General features: G+C 54.1%; 12 protein-coding genes. 4 read left to right on the top strand and 8 right to left on the bottom strand.

What is annotated here, in order from left to right; translation table 11 throughout:
• Positions 1 to 203 precede the first annotated feature (203 nt).
• The gene (locus ACTIFK_RS16765; protein ID WP_439544157.1) at positions 204 to 2219 is read left to right on the top strand and encodes an acyltransferase family protein; all 2016 of its coding nucleotides are present in this window, start codon (positions 204 to 206) and stop codon (positions 2217 to 2219) included.
• A 42-nt stretch (positions 2220 to 2261) separates the two neighbouring features.
• Here ACTIFK_RS16765 and ACTIFK_RS16760 read toward each other — a convergent pair whose 3' ends face one another.
• From ACTIFK_RS16760 to ACTIFK_RS16725, 8 genes are all read right to left on the bottom strand, one after another.
• Complete coding sequence (locus tag ACTIFK_RS16760) at positions 2262 to 3665, bottom strand: hypothetical protein (protein ID WP_439544156.1); 1404 nt, start codon at positions 3663 to 3665, stop codon at positions 2262 to 2264.
• Entirely contained in the window at positions 3640 to 5010 is a 1371-nt protein-coding gene (locus ACTIFK_RS16755; protein WP_439544155.1) for an MBOAT family O-acyltransferase, read from the bottom strand. The genes ACTIFK_RS16760 and ACTIFK_RS16755 overlap by 26 nt, the downstream gene beginning before the upstream one ends.
• A 278-nt stretch (positions 5011 to 5288) precedes the next feature.
• On the bottom strand, positions 5289 to 5462 hold the full coding sequence (locus ACTIFK_RS16750) for a hypothetical protein (protein WP_439544154.1): 174 nt from the start codon (positions 5460 to 5462) through the stop codon (positions 5289 to 5291).
• Positions 5463 to 5538: 76 nt separating this feature from the next.
• Positions 5539 to 6663 carry a glycosyltransferase gene (locus tag ACTIFK_RS16745; RefSeq protein WP_439544153.1) on the bottom strand — a complete coding sequence of 375 codons (1125 nt, stop codon included), beginning with the start codon at positions 6661 to 6663 and terminating at the stop codon, positions 5539 to 5541.
• An 8-nt stretch (positions 6664 to 6671) separates the two neighbouring features.
• Entirely contained in the window at positions 6672 to 7958 is a 1287-nt protein-coding gene (locus ACTIFK_RS16740) for a hypothetical protein (RefSeq protein WP_439544152.1), read from the bottom strand.
• Positions 7951 to 9609, bottom strand: a complete 1659-nt coding sequence (locus tag ACTIFK_RS16735; RefSeq protein WP_439544151.1) for a hypothetical protein — start codon at positions 9607 to 9609, stop codon at positions 7951 to 7953. The genes ACTIFK_RS16740 and ACTIFK_RS16735 overlap by 8 nt, the downstream gene beginning before the upstream one ends.
• A complete protein-coding gene (locus ACTIFK_RS16730; RefSeq protein ID WP_439544150.1) occupies positions 9596 to 10903 on the bottom strand; it encodes a polysaccharide pyruvyl transferase family protein in 1308 nt (435 codons plus the stop codon). Before ACTIFK_RS16730 ends, ACTIFK_RS16735 begins: the two co-directional genes overlap by 14 nt.
• Positions 10903 to 12063, bottom strand: a complete 1161-nt coding sequence (locus tag ACTIFK_RS16725; RefSeq protein WP_439544149.1) for an oligosaccharide flippase family protein — start codon at positions 12061 to 12063, stop codon at positions 10903 to 10905. The genes ACTIFK_RS16730 and ACTIFK_RS16725 overlap by 1 nt, the downstream gene beginning before the upstream one ends.
• A 590-nt stretch (positions 12064 to 12653) precedes the next feature.
• Between ACTIFK_RS16725 and ACTIFK_RS16720 the strand changes: the two genes are divergently transcribed.
• From ACTIFK_RS16720 to hisH, 3 genes are read left to right on the top strand one after another with little or no spacing between them, the layout of a single operon-like run.
• The gene (locus tag ACTIFK_RS16720) at positions 12654 to 14027 is read left to right on the top strand and encodes an N-acetyl sugar amidotransferase (RefSeq protein WP_439544148.1); all 1374 of its coding nucleotides are present in this window, start codon (positions 12654 to 12656) and stop codon (positions 14025 to 14027) included.
• Positions 14028 to 14035: 8 nt separating this feature from the next.
• Positions 14036 to 14812: an imidazole glycerol phosphate synthase subunit HisF gene (gene hisF / locus ACTIFK_RS16715; protein WP_439544147.1), complete on the top strand. Its 777-nt coding sequence runs from the start codon at positions 14036 to 14038 to the stop codon at positions 14810 to 14812.
• Entirely contained in the window at positions 14809 to 15453 is a 645-nt protein-coding gene (gene hisH / locus ACTIFK_RS16710; RefSeq protein ID WP_439544146.1) for an imidazole glycerol phosphate synthase subunit HisH, read from the top strand. Before hisF ends, hisH begins: the two co-directional genes overlap by 4 nt.
• Positions 15454 to 15531 lie beyond the last annotated feature (78 nt).

Below are 15531 nucleotides of genomic sequence, written 5' to 3'. Positions count from 1 at the left end.
TGATCGTTGCACCGAACGATGAGATGGACCATTGCCCGCCGCGGTCGTCTTGCCTTCAAGAGTCCGACCTACTTGTGCCGGAGGATGCCAATCATCTCCCCAAACCGAATTTGGAAGAGATCGAGGGCCTCCGGTCACTAAGTATAAGAGAGCGCTTTTTCGCGCAGGCGCCGCAGGGTTAAGGTCGGCCACGGAGACCCTCTATGTTGCGCAGCACGGCGGAAGGCTATCGGGCGGATATCGACGGTCTCCGCGCCGTGGCGGTGGTAAGCATACTGTTCTTCCACGCCGGGTTTGCGGCATTCTCCGGTGGCTTTGTTGGTGTCGACGTCTTTTTCGTTATTAGCGGCTACCTGATCACGCAACTCATTCGGCGCGAGATCGAGGCAACTGGCACCTTTCAATTCGGGAACTTCTATGCACGCCGCGCACGCCGCCTTTTCCCGGCGCTTATTGCCACTCTTACCGCGAGCTTCATTCTCAGCTTCCTGTTATTGGCTCCTGAGCGTTTTCGCGACTTTGCCGGCTCTCTGGTCTATGCGGTAGCGTCGCTCTCGAACTTCTACTTTTGGAGTTCTGCCGGCTATTTCGATACCGATGGCCTATTCAAGCCCTTGCTCCACACATGGTCATTGAGCGTTGAGGAGCAGTTCTATCTAGTGTGGCCTGCGCTGATTGTTCTGCTGCTGACGCGTTGGAGGTCAACGCCGACGTTGCTTGCGCTTCTCGCGCTCGCCGGATCAAGTTTTATTCTCAACGAGGCATTTCATTTTGAGCCCGCGACGATCTTCTATCTGGCACCGTTTCGGGTGTTCGAGTTCGCGATCGGCGCTGCGGTTACATGGCTAGATAAGCGCCAGCTAAGTCCATTGACCTCCGAAGCAGTATTGGCCGCCGGGCTTTCACTCATTGCTTACGCGGTCTTCGCCTTCAACGACAGCACGCGCATCCCATCTTATAACGCTTTAATTCCTTGCATCGGGGCCGCGATGGCCATTTACGGCGGTCGTGCCCCATACACCGGACGTTTGCTCAGAAACCCCCTCTCTGTTGCGATCGGACTTGTAAGCTACTCGCTCTACCTCGTGCATTGGCCGTTGATTGTGTTCTATCGCTACGCCACGTTTACAGAGCCGACTGTTGCGGAAAAGTGGGCGCTATGTGGGCTGGCGGCCACTTTGGCGGCCTGCATGTACCGTTACATTGAGCAGCCGTTCCGGCGCCCCAGCGGGATCACTTACGCAAATTCCGCATTCGGATTAGCTTGCGCCGGTCTGGCGTTTGCCATTGTCCTGCCAGCGTCGACCACATGGGCCAATGGCGGATGGCTTTGGCGGGCTAACATTCCGCCCGGTGACATTGCCGAGTTCGTCAAATTCGGCGGCGGCGAGGGGCAGTTTCACGACAACCATTACGGCGGAGTCAATTGTATCGGAGCCAAGCGTCGCGAGTGCGAATTCGAAAACGGTCCAGAGAAGTTCGTGCTAATCGGCGATAGTCACGGCAGGATGTACTATGAGGGCCTGATGGAATTTGCTTCCAGCAGGAAGTTCGGTTTTAAAGTTTTTGAAGCAGGCGCCTGCAACTTCATTTCTCCGCTCTCTGTTTGCCCGGCAAAGGAGAAAGCTGCCGCCTATGTTCAAAACAATCGCACTGAGATCATAGTCTTGTCGCATAGTTGGATGCGTGGGAACTATGAAACGCTGTTCTTTAAACGATCGAAGGGCCAGCTTCTATTAGAACCGGCGGAGTTTTCTGACTATTACGCCAAGGAACTTAAAGCACTTATCACTAACGGATATCTCGCGGGCGTAAAAAAAATCGTGCTCATCGGAGCCGTACCGCAATTCGCTGGCCATGGAGATGCGGTGGACTGCTTAACGCGGCCAGAATTCCTAGTTGCGCGGCCACGCTGCGATGTGGGGGTTATCGCGTTGCATCCAAGGCTCGAGAAGTATCGCGAATTCAATAAGCTCTTTGGCACTGCTGTCCGGCAGTTCGCGATCCCTGGGAAGGAGATTCGTTTTTTCGATCCGTTTGATGCCTTGTGTGACGACCGTGTGTGTAGGCAGATCGTGCGCGACAAGTTGATATACAGCGACGACGATCACCTTTCCAAATACGGCGCGACCGTCGCGATCAAGCATTTTGCTAAGCAACTTCAAGATTTTCTAATCGACGATAAAACTCTTTCCACAAGTAGCGACGAAGCTCCATAACCGCCTTTCAAAACGTTCCCCGGCAAGGCGGATATAGGCCATCTAACTCCGGTAACCATAAGACTGACAAAGCGTAGGATCACCGCCTTTCGTGTCTAGATCCGAGATCAAATTAGGCCAGTTGGCGGCAACAACGGTGCATTCACCGCCGTCGGTTTTTCTGAAAAGGCGATAGCTACCACCATCAGAAACGTAGGTGAGGATGTCTGGCAAGCCCGCCACAGTCGTGGGATAGCGGCCGTTGGCTTTGTAATACTCGACGATCTTTTCGCGACCTGCCGTAAGCGCGCGCAGGGTTGTTTGGAACGGTAGGCCGCCTAGTCCAAACCCTAGCCTCTGCCCGGCGATTGCGGCTGCGGCGTCCTTGGCAGCAATTTCGGGATTGATAGCCGCTGCTGTGACCTCCTCACCGGCAATGATTCTCCTCAGGCATGCGGCTAACTTTTTAGACCAGAACTCTGCGCCGGAAGAATTGAGATGATAAATTGTATCCATTCGATAGAGAGACGCCATCACGGAATCTGCCGGATTACATTTGAGTGGCGTCACCGTCCCCGCAAGCTGCGAGCGGATTCGCTCAATTTGAACCCACAATGGCGTCGTAACAAGCCTGTCATTGTTGCCTTCCAGCATGACAGGTGGAACCAATAAAAATTTTGCCCCTTGCCGCTCAAAATAAGCGTTCCAGCTCGCCAGCATCGCAAGCGTATTATCCGTGAGCATGCCGGGCACTGTGAATGACGATTTATCAATCCATGTTTTTCTTGTCATGGGTCGCCCCAGATTGATATCACCGTACTCATTGACGGCCTCGTAAGTGTAAGCCAGAGAGTCCGCTTTGCCGCGAGAGGCTACCCATAGAGCCTTTAGCTCTTTGCCCGCAGCGCCACCAAAGAAAGACCTGCTATTTCCTAACACTCTTGACCACAGGCCCGACATCCATCGCGCGAGCGGAACAGAGGTGTAGAGGCGGTACAACGTCCAGAGATCAGGATTTACCGATCCGCTGAAGTGGTGAAGATAATTGGAATAATCGAACCGATTCCCAAGCCGCCGATTGTAGGCGAGCCATTCAAGTGGGCCGACGATTATATCGCCTGATCTAACTTTGCCTCTGATTTGAGAAAACAATAAATCGGGATGCATACCGGCGTGCAACGCATAATTGCGAACATGAAAGCCCGTTGCTTCTTCGATGACGCGACTGTTAACTCCGTAAAGACCGTTCGATCCAGCCACAATCCAAATCGCAGGACCGGGAGATTCTCTCGCCGAGTAGAGCTCTTCGCGTAGTTGAGCCACCTGGCTTATCCACGGCTCTGTCTTCTCACCCGGTGGCGAGTAGCCAGCCTGAATTGCGACAATGCCGCCAAACAGGGCGACGATCAAACTCAGCGCTCCGGAAACCGCTATAATCTCTCTAAAATTCGAAGTAGATAAACGCATTGGTGGTCTCCGGTGATATGAAGGCCAGCGCCAGAATGAACACCGCCGCGGCCGCAATTGGCAGGTCTACTAGCCAAAACGCATGGACCCGGCGAGCAGATAGCCATAGCGATATTTGCTGCGAATTCGGCAGCATCAGGCAACAAAGAAGCGCAACAACACCCGCTGTCGCCTGCCAGACAGCATTTGCGCTCAACCCACCCTCGCCGCTGACAAGCGCCGCCAAATGAGCCGCCGCCCCTTCGAATGTCTCGGACCTGAAGAAAATCCAAGTCACCATCAGAAACAACAAGAACACTGCCCTTGAAACAATAGCTGGAGGTCGTGCCTTCACAAGCCTGAGGAGTAAAAGTGCTACCCCGTGTAGCGCGCCCCACAAGAGGAATGTCCACGCGGCTCCATGCCAGAGACCGCCAAGCGCCATGGTGAGAAAAAGGGCCGCCAGCATTCTGTTACGTCCGTGCCGGTTGCCTCCCAATGAGATGTAAAGATAGTCTCGCAGCCACCGCGACAACGTAACGTGCCACCGACGCCAGAACTCGGTTGGACCGCGTGATTTGTAAGGGGAATTGAAATTGAATGGCAGGCTTACCCCAAAAAGGCGCGCTAGGCCTACAGCCATGTCGCTGTAGCCTGAAAAGTCGAAGTAGATTTGTAAGGAGAAGGCAAGCGCACCGTTCCAGGCAGCATCGAAGGTGAGCGTATCCTGATGTTCGAATGCGACATTCGCAATGGCTCCAAAGTGGTCACCGACCAATTTCTTTGCGAATCCTATTGCCATTATCACGAGACCGAACCGGATAGATCTGGCGTTGAAAGTCGGCCAACGCTCATAGCTGGCGCGGACTCGCTCAAAATGCACGATTGGCCCCGCGATGAACTGCGGAAAATAAAGCTTGAAAAGAGCATAGGTCTTGAAGTTGAAAGAACTGACCTTGCCTCGGTAAATGTCTACTAGAAACGCGATTTGCTGGAAGGTGTAAAAGCTGATCCCCAAGGGGAGCGCGATGCGCCACTCCCAGCTGATCTTGGAATGAAAAAACGTGTCGTCTATCAAAATGGAGTATTTGAAATAGGCCAGAACTATCAAGTTGGCCGCTATCGCAGACGCTAGAATTCGCCTCTTTCGAAGGCGCAGCAAGACACGCGCAGCGCCGTAATTGATCGCGATCGACAGAGTCGCAACAGCCGCGCTTACCCAGCTGAACTCATACAAGAAAAACAAGGAAGCAATGATTGCTATCCAAGGCGCAAGCCACCCCTGTCCGGATGCCTTGGCGGCACACGCAAGGAACGCCGTTGGTAAAAGGAATAGAATGAGGAAATCAAGCTCGAAGAATAGCACTAACTTGCTCTGCCCAACGCTATTACGCACCTCTTACTGGCATTCCTCGCACAAAACATAGCCGCAGCCTAGAGCTTGGAATTTTCACCTCCGAGTTGGACAACGACTGATGCAAATCGATGACTGATTCCGCGCCAAGTCGAACATAATGGCCCTGGCTGCTTCAATCTGCTGCTCGACGCGTTGCTTCTGCCGGGCGTCAATGGGATCGATACTTGCAAGTCTGTCCCGGCGACAGTTGGAGGTCAATTCTCACGCATTTGCGAGACTGATGGTCGTTAGAACCCATGACTCGTGTCTCGTGTGTGACCGTGCGCCTTGAACCGGAAGATGCAGGATTTGAAGGCCGTGGCGGAAATTTGCAGGTAGAGCCCACTGCCGTCAGGGTAGAGACCTTTTACCTTCAGAGCATTGACCTTGAAAGCCGTGCGGCGGCTAATCTGTCTGCCCATGTCTGCACCCATCCATTGAGGATAGGGGCCTTGCCTGCAACGGCGTCGCTTAGCGGCTGACCGGCCATGGGATGGTCTAGCCCTGAGCCGTGGCTTCACAATTTGCGCCGGCCGCTCGACGAATCAGGTTGACGTACATGGCGGCTTTCTCTTCGGGCTCCATGACGCTGAGCCTAGATTGCCAAGATGTCCGAGATCGCTCAGGCAAATTCCGAAGAACGTCTCGCACGCCGGCGACGAAAGTTTCCGGCTGGCGGGGATCGAAGAAGGTCGCAAACGAGGCGCAGACGTCTTGCGCGGACGGAATGTTGGAAACCAGGAGCGGGCGTGCCGTGAAGCGAGCTTCGTTGTAAGCCGCTGAAAAGGTTTCAATCGCCGACGGCAAAATCACAGCATCGCAAAGCTCGTATTCTTCGATCAATTCCGCGATATCGAGCCGCCCTGTCAGCCTGATGTGAGCGGCATCGGATCCCATCGCCGTCTCTATTGGGGCAAACTCTCGTTCCGTCAGCGTCGTTGCGATCTCGAACGAATTGAAGCCCGCCTGCTTGAGCGATCGCACGTATTCCGGCAGCCGATGATTGTTTTTGTGCGGGTGATTACTCGTAACAAACAGCAAGCGGAAAAATGCAGACGGCTCAATCGCGTTTTCTCGCTGGGTAGCTTTATGCGTCCAAAATACATTGTTGACGCTGTTGGGAACGACCATCGTCATATCGCGGGGGTACCCTTCGCGTTCACAGAAGCTTCCCCTTTCGACTTCTGTTTCAAAAACGAGGAAATTCGGCTTGGTCATGAGACGCGCGAACATGCGGTTCTTAATATAATGGATCGGCCACGCAAAGCCGTAGATCTCACGCAATAGCCGCACGTCGCAAGACGTGACAAAGGCGTTGGCCAGCCCACACACGTGGTTTTTCCAGCGCAACCCAGGCGGCCCAAAAATGGAAAACAGGCAATCAGGCTGGCGCGATCTGAGAAACGCATGCGCAAGACGGCGCGACCTCAGCGAACGCATCGGGGACGCGGGAACCACCAGCACATCCGCCGCGTGGTCAATATCCAATAGCGCGGTGTGAGCTGTGTTTATTATGAAACTTAGCGTCAGGTCCCCAGGGCGATTTTCGAGCAGATGCCTAACGAACCATAGGCCGATCTGCTTTCCCCCGCCCGACGTGCAGTTTGAAATATTGACGGTCACGCTCCTCATTATGCGATCCGCGGCACGCGAACCGGTGGGGTTGCGCTTAATGGATAAAGGCGGCGCCCATTAAACAACCGGACATAGGCGACCGATAGCGCGAAACCAACAAGATAATACGGTAGGATCAGCTGATTGCCGAAACTAAATCCAAAAATCTGCAGCATTAGAAACGCCTGCAGTGAAGGTATCGCGGCGCCCGCCGCCGCGACCATTGCTCCAAGGACGATGCAAAAACCGATGAAGTCGTACGAGGGAAGGATGCGCTCATTCCCAGCGAACGTTGCGAACACGGTGCCTGCGTTAAAACCATTTATGGATGGGACGACGCCCAGATCCACGTCTTGCGACGTGAGCAAAAGCGCGACGAGTGTCGAAAAATAACCCGGCGGATCAAAGGGCGCTTCGAAGGTCTCCATCAGGACAGACGCATTTATCCCGATATAGCCATACAGCCAACTCAATGCCGTCGAGTTGACGCGCGACTGGAGCATTTCAGATATTGAGGATCCCGGCGAGTAGAGGTCCTGTCGTATTTCACCAGCAACGACGAGGACCACGACACTCGAAATAACCAGAAGCGTTCCTGAGACGACAACTTTGCGCGAAATACGCGACTCGCCGGCCGTTGCAATGACGAGCATAACGAGAAATATGATCATCCGCATTGCATCGCCGCGCTTCACGTCAATAATGGATAGCGCCAACGTTACGATAACGAATACGACCTTGTGAACGCGCCCCAGAAGACTGAAGCAACAGAAGACGAAGATCGTCAAAACCCCCTGAATGCCAGACAGACCACCGATCTTGTAAGCGTCTCCGCTTACCTTCACGCCCTCTGCAAAGTCTGTCGCGCGCATGCCTTTAGAGTACGTGACATAGCAAGCAATGCCGATGAGCGCATAGAGTGCAAGCGGTACGACTAACCTTTTGTGGTTCTCCCTCAAGACAACCCTAGACGTCGACAGCGATTCTCCGGCGAAAATTGCGCAACCTAGAATGATAAAATGCACAGAGAAGAAGTAGACAAATTCCGGTGTAAATGGGCGCTGATCGAACGAGAATTGCAGACTCGACAGGTATGTCGGGATCATGAGAGCAGCGACGTAGACTAGGGTGAGTTTGCGCTTGGGCAACAAACAAATGATCGAGACAGCAAGAGTGGCGACCGCAGCCAACCCAATGAGGATTCCTCTCGCGGACGGCAAATAGACGAGCAAATAATAGCTCGTGGAGAACACGCTCCACGCGACCATCAATGCAAGAGCCGAAACGAGTCGGGCGTTAGGCATAGGGATTCAGGCACTTGTTTGTTTGGCCGAGGACGAAACTCTTGATTGCATCCGCCGTCTTCAATCGCCCCTGGCGCAAGTCGTCCACCGAGCTGAACTTATACTTCTCAAAGGAGTAGTGCCCGGTCGCCATCATGTCGTCGGCGATATGCTCGAGATTAACATGGTAGTGCGCGTAGCGTCGCATGTTATCTTTCATGACTTCCGTAACCCTGAGCTTGCCCTCCATAACCTCCCGGAGCCGCAGATCGAGCGCCGCCCTGTCAGAGATCTCGAACACAACTCCCTTGTTCGATAGGCGGTGCTTTCCAGTCAGCAGGACTGGGAGACCCCGGAAAGCCATTTCCATCGCAAGCGTTGTTCCGAACACGACTGCGGCGCCACAGCGCTCCATCAAGTCGTAGCTCGTGATCGACGAAGACGACGGAATGATTTTGACATTTGGAGCGGCCCCCAATGCTTCTTCAGAGAAAAACGACGCAAAGCTCTCGCGCGTGATGTTTCCCTTGCGGACGGTTTCTGCCGGATGAATTCGAACAATGAATTTCAACTTTGGAAATCTCTGCGCCGCCAACTGAATTTCATGCGCGAACGCCCGCAAACTAGGAGTGTAGGTGGACGCGCTAAACGCTGTACCATCCCAAGGTATGTTCGGGAAAATGCCGATCACTCCTGCAGCACCCTCGAGCATCGCATCAAACTGCTTTGCAGTTTCCAGAGGCGCGCCCAGCTCCTTGTCGTCGTAGTAGGATTCGACATCGACGCCACTTCTAGGTCTTGCCTTCGCGCGAAAATATTCATCGATATCCAGCCCACCGGTACGGTCTCTGCTCAACTCGACAACATCTTCGGCGGTGGTGGAAATTTCTTCTGACAGATATGATTGGTTGCGCCCAAACATCAAATTGCCGCCAACATATCCACGGCCCCACACGCTAACCGTTACTCCAAGAGACACCAAAACTTCGCATGCTACGCCCCACGTGGAATATGTGCCGTGCGACAGCAACGCGTGCGTGACCTTCTCTCGGATGACCACAGATTTCACGGCGAGGGCCGTTGCAACCCCAGTTTTCACGAATTCACGTAAGAGTTCCGCGTTTTCAGGAATGTCGATCGTTTCCTGACGGAGGTAACGCATCAATCCTGAACGAGCGTGAAATCCTATGGCGACGCCTTGCAGCTTATACCGGACTAGCTGATCGTAGCCGAGCGAGTTCAACTTGCGCTTAATCTCTTCAAACTCCGCTTCGTCGATCAGCTCGCTGAAATAGCGCGGTTCAATTCCAAACGTTGCGCAAAACTGCTGCTGCTCGTACACGGAAAGAGCATCGGCTATCGTTCGCGATTTTCCGAATGTTGAGTTTTCCGAATATTTGAGCGTCCCGCCGTCAAGAAGCGCAAGCACACGATAGCCATCGAGCCTCAGACCGGCGCCGATAACGCCCTCCAAAAGATTTGAGGTCGACGACACTCGAACCGGAACGACGAGAACAGTTGCATTCTTCGTCGTGGGAACGTCTTTCGGATCCGCCCATCCGTCGAGAGAGCGAAACGCCCGGTACGGATCGGGTCGGGAACGATAGCGAATTCGTGCCAGAGCCCCGCCGATCGATGCTTTCCAACCGCGAGATAGTCTATCCAATTTCATTCTGCACGACCTCGCGAATCCGTCTTCTATTTCTCCTGGCCTGCTCAGCAATTTCCAATGCTATCTCTTTCTCGTTTTGGTAGAGTTCTGCAAGCGCCCTTTCGACTAGGGGCCACTTGACCGTATTGATGTCGAAAAAAAAGCGTTCGAATCCAAGCCCGCGCCAGACCCCCTCCGCTTTGCTGCCGTGATACCCAAACACCACAGTCGGCACCCCGGCACTCACGGCGAAAATCGAAGAATGCAGGCGCGTGGCGATAAAAAACCTCATACGGCGGTATGTTTCCTTCAGTGCTCTCGCATCGTAATCGCCTTCGAGAACCTCAGGCGTTACACCGTACTGCCGCCTGCAGCGCGCCGCCACAATCTTAGACAACTCGATGTCGACGCTTCCATCGACATGGGGCGAAAGCACTTGCGGAAAAATGTAAAATTTCGCGCCTTCCATCCGCCTCGCGAAGAAATCAACTGCGCGGCAGATGATGTCGACGTACGTTTCTCTCGCTGATTCGTCTGCGAAGCGGTGATTGACGATCGTCAAGCCTATCGCCGGCCTATCACCGATCTCGATCACCGGTTTAAATAGCTCCGCTTCCAGCGCGAAAGCTACGTCTGGACAGTCGTCGAGTTTCTGGCGGGCGAAATCCGGCCCCATAAACGTGAGATATTTTAGCCCTACGCGCTCCCTCAAGTAAAGCCTGTCGATGTAACGACTGAATAAGCGGAAGAGCACACGCGAGCTTCTGGTTGTGAAGGGACCAAGCGATTGGCCCAGAACCACCGTCCTGACGCCAAGTCGCTTGGCGACTGCGAACGGCACAAGAAGTTTGAAAAGAGAAATATCCCCTCGGACGCCGCCGCTGTCGTTGCAGATAAATGATCCACCCTTACTTATAAACACGTCGGCGCCTGCAAGAGCATCCAAGGTTTGCGTTAGTTCATCGGGCGCGAGTCCTGGCCATTTTTTGTAGACCAGCAGCGTCCACGCCAAACTCAGGAGGTTCAGAGAAAACGACGCCGCCTTCGCGGCAGTCGAAGTAAAGACCTTTCCATTTTTGAAGATCTTGTCCTCCGGCAATAAAGCAGGGACCATGCGAACGCCCGCCGATCGGTAGTCAGCGTGGTGCACTTGAAATGCCCCATCGCTGGACGCAAAAGTTGAAATACCTATGAGTTCAACATCTGCTGCAACCGCATTGATTTCACTTACCGTCGCGAGGACGATGCCAGCGTCCCCCTTGTTTTCAGTCGTATAACAATGTCCAAGAACTATTTTGCGGCGGCGCGAGCACATCACAGGCCCCTTTTAAAGGTCGGAAACAGGATGAAGACGTGCCAAACCGTGAGGACGCTCAACGACAGATAGGTGGCGGCGATTGCCCCGGGCGATCCGAACTGGCCAACCAGAATGACATTCAATCCCGCAATGATCGGAATACCGAAAGAGAACGCAACTGCGGTTTTCTTAGCGTCGCCGTTGAGGTACGCAAGGTGTGTGAGCATGCTCAGAATGAAAAGAAACAACGGGATGAACGCCGACAACTCTAGCAACACGACGCTCGTCGAATAGCGTTCTCCAAATACGAGCGGCACCATCCAACTCAACGTCATAATGAGGAACGCTCCTACAATGCAAAATGCCGCGCCCGCAAAAAGGATCAGCCTCGCCGTGCGCTTAAACTTTTCGGGCCCCTCTGCCCTTATGAGTACAAGCCGCGGATAAAAATAACTGATAATTCCTCCGCCCAGAACCGCATACGCTAGAAACGCGCCCTGGGCGGCGATGCTGTAGTGGCCCGCCGCCTCAAACCCTTCCACTCTAGAAATTGTATACCGATCAATAAATGATAGCGCCTCGTAGAACAGGGCGGATGGAATGAGTGGCAGGCTTCGAACGATCGCAAGCGGTTCAAAGGGCTTTCTTTCAGTCTTGAAAATCGACGCGAATTTTGGATCGCGCGCAATTTGGATCATGAAATTTATCAGCTGCGATACGGTCAGGATTAACAGCACGGTCGCCAGGCTCAATGCGCCGCCGTACAGCGCCACCGCTATGATCAACATAAACGCAGTGACCGCTTTTCCTATCGCGAGCGTCCAATTCGAGAATATCGATCGACCGATCGATTGGTAGAAACGCATAACTTCCAGGCTAGCGAGAGACAGCAGGAAGAGAGCTATCGAAAGCGCATGCTCCAAAAACCCGGCTATGGGAAGCCAAGGGCCGAATCGGCTATTTAGTCCAATGACCGTCAGCGCAACGAAACTTCCAACCGCCATTACTGGCCACAAGTAGCACTTCAACGTAGCGATAGATTCTGGATAGGTTTGGGTCGGATAACTGTCCCGATGCGAGAAAAAGATATTCAGGCCTGACAATTTTGTCAGCGTGGTAACAAGTCCGATCAATACCGCATACTTGCCATAGACCTCGACGTCGGTGTTTCTGGCCATAACTATCATTACGGCGAGACTGCTCAACGTGAGGGCGAGAGCCGACATTTGCGAGTGCAGCACCTGTCGTAAGACCGATATTGGTGACATTGATCGTTTCGCTCGGCAGGAAGGATGTGTTGCATTCGGGACACTCTCGCGCGACAATTGAGGTCCACCTCCCTGGGTTCGGGGGCGGCCTCCATATCGCGGAGATTGATGCACCTCCGCTGCGGAAGTAATATTTCATATCCGCAAGCTTCAGGATCCGCAACCACAAGTGACGCAGTTAACACGACGAAACGGGGCGCAGCAATCCGACGTTCGACTAGGCTCTACGCGACCCGCAATTTATTCGGTCGCCTGAGTAATTCGCGCTGAACTGCTTTTGTCGCTACATTTTCGATGCTGAGCACTTCAGCTATTCTTGATTTTCAGCCCGTTATCGCCGCTATATTCATTCCGAGAGGGGCCTGAAACAATTTTTGCTTCCCTTATCGACTTCTGCTGAAACTTATGCTTTAGGATGCCTATATTTTGTTTCGCGAGATTTCCGGCTTACATGCCGTCTGCGCCAGCGTGGGATTTAATTGAATGCGCGAGTGTTAGTTATGGGCGCTGATTTCGATAAGCCGAGCGTTTTGCGGCCGAATGGCCATTCGCAAATTTACAGCGACCCCAGAAACGAAGGCGTCAATCTCAAGCTTTACAAGCTTGAGTCGAAGCCAATGGAAACTAAGTACGGATTGCCTCCAAACGTCGCGTTCTGTCGCAAATGTGTAATTTCGAACCAGCGACCGAATTCGGCAGTCGAGTACAAACATACCGCGGACAGCAAGAAGACAGTTATAGCGTTTGACGATGACGGTGTGTGCGATGCTTGCCGCAATGCCGCGCGTAAACACGCCGCAATTGACTGGGAGCGGCGCCGCGCTGAGCTAGTTGTTCTCTGCGACAAGCACCGCTCGCGCAACGGCTCTTATGACTGCCTAGTGCCAGGTTCGGGCGGCAAAGATTCGTTCTACCAATCATGGATGCTGAAGTACGAATTCGGCATGAACCCTCTAACATGCACCTGGGCACCCCATATCTACACTGAGTGGGGCTGGCGCAACTTTAATCGCTGGATACATTCCGGATTCGACAATTATTTGTTGACCCCAAATGGTCGGGTTAAGCGCTTAATGACACGGCTCGCGGTTGAGAATCTGTTCCATCCTTTCCAGCCATTCATTATCGGGCAGAAAGGCTTTGCCCCTGGCTTTGCCGCAAAAATGGACATTCCTCTGGTCTTCTACGGAGAAAACGAAGCAGAATACGGCAACCCGATCGCAGACAATGACAGCGCCAAAAGAGATTTCGCGTATTTCTCAATGGTAGCTGACGACGAGATTTTCCTCGGCGGAGTCTCCGTTGCGGATCTTGTTCAGCGGTTCGGCGTGCGGAAAGCGGACCTCGCTGCCTACATGCCGACAGACCCCAACATCCTGAGTGGGAAGAACATTGAGGTCCACTATCTCGGCTACTATCTTAAGTGGCACCCTCAATCCGCGTACTATTTTGCGTCGGAGCATGGCGGTTTTGAAGCATCTCCCGAGCGCACACCCGGCACGTATTCCAAGTATAATTCAGTAGACGATCGCATTGACGACCTACATTACTACACGACATACGTGAAGTTCGGCATCGGACGGACGAGCTATGACGCGGCACAGGAAATCCGCTCCGGGGATATCGAGCGCGCGGAGGGTGTGGCACTGGTCAAGCGTTATGATGGTGAGTTTCCAGAGCGCTTCGCTGACGAGTTGCTCAACTATCTAAGTCTGCCGCCGGAAATTTACCCCGAGGCGTCGAAGCAGTTCGTGGATCCCATCATGGACCGTGCTTATTTCGATGCTCTCGCCAATCGATTTCGTTCGCCGCATTTGTGGGCGTACGACGACGGCGCGTGGCGCCTGCGCCGCACTGTCTTTCAGGAAAACTGAGAAAGACCATGAACAGGCGATTGATCGCGCGCCTCGATGTCAAGATGGAGCATGTCATCAAGGGCGTTCATCTGGAGGGCTGGCGCAAGGTTGGCGACCCAAAGGCGCGCGCCAAACTTTACTACGAGCAAGGTGCAGACGAACTGCTCTACATGGACGTTGTTGCAAGCCTCTACGGCCGAAACAATCTGTCCGGTATCGTTCGAGCGGTTGCCACTGAGGTGTTCATCCCAATTACTGTCGGCGGTGGTATTCGCAGTCTGGACGCGGTGAAGGAAATGCTGGCAGTCGGAGCGGACAAGGTCGCGATAAATACGGCCGCGACACTGCACCCAGACATTCTACGTGCGATCTCCGACACATATGGCTCCCAGGCGACAGTACTTTCGATCGAAGCGAAGAAGCTGCCCAATGGCGGCTGGGAGGCAATGACCGACAATGGCCGCAACCACTCAGGCCGCGATGCGGTTGCCTGGGCGGTAGAGGGCCAGAAGCTCGGTGCGGGCGAACTGCTCATAACTTCGATTGATCAAGACGGTACCGGGCGGGGCATGGATGCGGCGCTGATTGCAGCAATAGCCGCTGAGGTCGACATCCCTGTGATTTCATCGGGCGGCGTCGGTAGCCCGAAGCATGTCGTCGACATGTTCAGGAATCCGGACGTCAGCGCAGTCGCGGTCGCCCGTGACCTCCATTCGGGCAAGTACACGCTCGGCGATTTTCGCGGTGCCTGCCTCCAGGCTGGCATCGCGATGCGGAGAGTGGACGCCGGGCTCGCTGCATGAGTCGTAATGTCATCGTTGTCGACTACGGCATTGGCAACGTCTTTTCTGTCTGCAACGCCTTGCGCAAGATTGGCTGCGAGCCCGAGCTCACCGGTGATCTGACGCGCGTGCGTCTCGCTGACCGAGTAATCCTACCGGGCGTAGGAGCCTTCGCGCGCGCGATGGATGCCCTCGAACGCAGGGGACTTACTTACGCGTTGCAAGATTTTGTTGCGACGGGTCGGCCGTTTTTGGGCATCTGCATCGGGATGCAGTTGCTAATGGACCGATCGAGTGAGTTCGGGGACACGCTGGGGCTCGGACTAATCCCAGGTAGCGTCGAGCGGATTTCCGCGCGTGGTCCGTTCGGACAACAGCGGCGCGTGCCGCATGTCGGTTGGGCGGTGATTGAACCCTCCGGTGGCTCGTCTGACCAGCGCTGGCGTAAGACGGCACTCGAGGGCGCTAATGATTACGTTTATTTCGTCCATTCCTATCACTGCCAGCCAGCCGATCCCAGTCATCGTATTGCCCACGTCGACTACGATGGGGTTGAGGTCACTGCTGCAATCCGGCGAGATAACATCACTGGTCTGCAGTTCCACCCCGAACGAAGTGGCCGGGCCGGCCATCGAATCCTTGAGCAGTTCATAGCGATATGACCGCTGATCTTCCCGTCCGGGCACCCATTTTACTGATCTACCGCATTGTCTGGGTCGATTGCAGGATGCCGAAGTCTA

Source organism: Hyphomicrobium sp. (assembly GCF_051860585.1).
Taxonomy (GTDB): domain Bacteria; phylum Pseudomonadota; class Alphaproteobacteria; order Rhizobiales; family Hyphomicrobiaceae; genus Hyphomicrobium_C.
Note: the sequence above shows the minus strand (reverse complement) of the source record. Positions and strands in the feature narration are given on the sequence as shown.